Below are 3,040 nucleotides of genomic sequence, written 5' to 3'. Positions count from 1 at the left end.
GGAACTGTCCCCCCGCCGTGCGCCCCCCACGCCGAAAAGGGAGGGGTTCGGCTCGCTGACCGAATCGCATTGCGACCGGCGGAGGCCGCGGACGCACTTGGAATCAGCGAGCGCACGCTGCGCACTCTCATGCCGCTACTTCCCTTCGTCCGCCTTGGCGGCGTCGTGCTCTTGCCCCTTCGCGACCTCGAACGCTGGCTCTCCGAGCAGGCGCGAGCGCAGGTGGACGCGCACCGCGAGCGCGTAGACGACATCGTGCGCGAAGGGCTCAAAGCAATAGGTGGAAGAAAACTTCGTTGACATTTCAAATCAGCGAGAGCACTCTCGCCGACGTGGCGAAGCGAAAGCAGGTCGAGCACGGCGGAGCTCGCGAAGGCGCAGGGCGTCCGCCGCTCGCTGAGGAGACGGCGGATTTGACGGTGCGCTTCCCGAAGGACGTGCTCGATGTGCTCGCCGCGCTCGCTGCGGATCGCGAGCAAAGCGTCGGGGCGCTCGTGCGCGAAGCGGTGGCGCAGTACGTCGCTCGCAAACGGAGGTAACCATGGCGGTGAAGGTTCGGTTCGATCGCGGCGCGTGGTGGCTTTTCGTTCATCACCAGGGCAAGCGATGGAAGAAGCGCGTCGGCTCGGAGCGCGAGGCCGCAAAGGAAGCGGCGAAGGAACTCCAGCGCAGGCTTGCGAGCGGCGACATTGACGGCCCGGTCGCGCACCCCGTCGCGCTAGCGTTCGACGCGATGCTGCGCGAGTGGCACACGCGGTACTCGGTGACGTTCAAGCCGCGCTACGCGGAGTCGAGCGGCGACCTGATCGCCAATCACCTCGCGCCGTACTTCGCGGGTCGCGACGTCCGCACGCTCTCCGAGGGCGACCTCCTCGACTACACGCGCGCGAAGCTCGATGACGGCTACGCGCCAGCCACGATTTTGAACGGCCTCTCCATCGTGAGGCGCGTCCTCGCGCTCGCTGTGCGGGATGGCGCGATCCCTAGGAATCCAGCGCTCGGCGCAGGGCGGCTGATCTCCCGGGTCGCCCGCACGACGGCTGCGGAGGTGGGCGTAGTCGAGTCCTGGACGCGCGGAGAAGTCGAAACCCTCCTCCGCCTCGCGGCAGAACACGAACCACGCCTAGAGCCGATCCTGCGCTTCTTGGTGAGCACGGGGGCGCGCCGCGGCGAGGCGCTCGGCCTGCGCTGGGAGGACGTGGACTTCGACCGCTCGCGCATCACGATCCGGCGCGCGCTCACGAAGGGAATCCTCGTGACGCCGAAGTCGGGCAAGGCTCGCGTCGTCGCGATGCCGCCGAGCCTCGCGGAGTCTCTCTTCGACTTGCTCGCGCAGCGGCGCGCGCAGTGCCTTCAGCGAGGCTGGCCTGAGCTGCCTGCTTGGGTGTTCACGAGCGAGGCAGGGACGCCGCTCGACGAAGGCAACCTCACGCGGCAATGGCACCGCGTGCGGCGGCGCGCGCAGAAGGAAGGCGTGCGCCCGTTCAAGCTCCACGCGGCGCGGCACACGTTCGCCTCGCTCGCGCTCGCGGCCGGGCGCTCGATTCGCTGGGTCGCGGATCAACTCGGGCACGCGAACCCCGAGCTGACGTTGCGCACCTACTCGCACTCTCTCCCCGTGGACGAAGCGGACCTCGCCTTCGCGGACTTCGGCGCGGGCGCACGCACCCAGACGCGCGAAAACGCACCCCCCGCGCACCCTCGCGGCGAGTCCGCCTTCGAGGCCGAAGAGGCGCGCGGTCTAACCGTGCGACTTCCCTTCGGAAAGTTGGAGCGCGAGACGGGAATCGAACCCGCGACACTCGGCTTGGGAAGCCGATGCTCTACCAGCTGAGCTACTCGCGCGTGAGGCGATGGTTAACGCCGCGCGTTCGCAGCTGCAATCAAGTCGGGGCTCATTCGTCGACGATGTCGGCGAACAGATCCTCGAGCTCCGCGGAGTCGTCGGCGGGAAGCGGCTCGCGGCCGATGTCGCACGCACCCGGCAGCTCGATCGGCGAGAGATCGCTCGCGGCTGCTGCGGATGCCGCCGCGCGGCGCCCGGTCGGCTCTGCGATGACGTCGCCGAGCTCGATCTCCGGCTCCGATTCCTCGTGGCTCGCAGCTGCGAGCGGCACCGCGGGGCCTGATCTGCGCTTCAGCGCGTGCATGTACGCGGCCGGACGTGCCGGCGCGGGCTCCTCGGCTGCGCGCGGCGCCGCCGCGCCCACGTCGGCCTCGTCGACCAGCGCGAGCTCCGCTGCGGCACTCGCGACGTCCGCCGCAGTTGCGCTTACGCGGCCCGCGACATGCGCTGCGAACAGGGCGTGATCCGCGATCGCGTTGATCCGCCGCGGGACGCCGCCGCACAGCTTCGTGATTGCGGCCACCGCGGACGACTCGAAGATCGCCGGGTTCCCGCCCGCCGCGCGCCTTCGAGGCTACGTCGCGAGGCGCTCCAGCAGGCCGTCGAGGCCGAGCCGATAGCTCGTCGCCCCGAAGCCCGAGACCACGGCGACGCACACGCCCGAGATCAGCGAGCGGTGCCGGAACTCCTCGCGCGCGAACACGTTGGAGAGGTGCACCTCGATCGCCGGCAGCGACACCCCTGCGATCGCATCGCGCAGGGCCACGCTGGTGTGGGTGAGCCCGCCCGCGTTGACGAGCAGCCCGTTCGCCCAGCCCCGAGCCTCTTGGATGCGGTCGATCAGCGCGCCTTCGTGGTTCGACTGGAAGCAACGCACCTCCGCCCAGCGCTCCTTCCCCAGCGCCACCAGGCCCGCGTCGATCTCGGCCAGCGTCGTGCGCCCATAGATCTCCGGCTCGCGAGTCCCGAGCAGATTCAGATTCGGCCCGTGCAGAACGAGGACGTTAGGCATGCGCGAAATCTAGCCTGCCAAACGCGCCCGAGGAGCAAGCGGCCCCACGACCCGACCGTGCTGTCCCCTGACGACGAAACGCGGGCTCGATAGGAACCGCAAGCCGCGAGCGCCCAAGCAGGCCCATCTCCGCTGCATGACGCGGCGCGCAGCGAGCCGCAGGCGAGCGAAGCACCAAGAAA

The 3,040-nt window shown here is 69.6% G+C and carries 4 protein-coding genes, 1 tRNA gene and 1 pseudogene; 2 read left to right on the top strand and 4 right to left on the bottom strand.

Annotated features, from left to right (window positions below; all coding sequences use genetic code 11):
- Positions 1 to 135: 135 nt before the first annotated feature.
- Positions 136 to 303: a hypothetical protein gene (locus FJ091_22010; protein ID MBM4386024.1), complete on the bottom strand. Its 168-nt coding sequence runs from the start codon at positions 301 to 303 to the stop codon at positions 136 to 138.
- A 29-nt stretch (positions 304 to 332) separates the two neighbouring features.
- On the opposite strand from FJ091_22010, the gene FJ091_22005 reads away from it, so the two are divergent.
- Positions 333 to 539, top strand: coding sequence for a CopG family transcriptional regulator (locus FJ091_22005; GenBank protein MBM4386023.1), 207 nt, complete (start codon positions 333 to 335; stop codon positions 537 to 539).
- Between the two features lie 2 nt (positions 540 to 541).
- Positions 542 to 1,615 (top strand): annotated as a pseudogene (locus FJ091_22000) (site-specific integrase).
- Positions 1,616 to 1,769: 154 nt separating this feature from the next.
- On the opposite strand, the gene FJ091_21995 reads toward FJ091_22000, so the two are convergent.
- The 3 genes from FJ091_21995 to aroQ all read right to left on the bottom strand — a co-directional run bounded on the left by FJ091_21995 (position 1,770) and on the right by aroQ (position 2,858).
- Positions 1,770 to 1,845: transfer RNA gene (locus FJ091_21995), tRNA-Gly, on the bottom strand.
- A gap of 50 nt (positions 1,846 to 1,895) precedes the next feature.
- A complete protein-coding gene (locus FJ091_21990; GenBank protein MBM4386022.1) occupies positions 1,896 to 2,369 on the bottom strand; it encodes a hypothetical protein in 474 nt (157 codons plus the stop codon).
- Positions 2,370 to 2,420: 51 nt separating this feature from the next.
- Complete coding sequence (aroQ, locus tag FJ091_21985; GenBank protein MBM4386021.1) at positions 2,421 to 2,858, bottom strand: type II 3-dehydroquinate dehydratase; 438 nt, start codon at positions 2,856 to 2,858, stop codon at positions 2,421 to 2,423.
- Between the last annotated feature and the right edge of the window lie 182 nt (positions 2,859 to 3,040).

The organism is Deltaproteobacteria bacterium (assembly GCA_016875395.1).
Classification (GTDB): Bacteria; Myxococcota_A; UBA9160; order UBA9160; family UBA6930; genus VGRF01.
The sequence above is the reverse complement of the archived record's forward strand: the minus strand, read 5'-3'. Positions and strand labels throughout refer to the sequence as shown.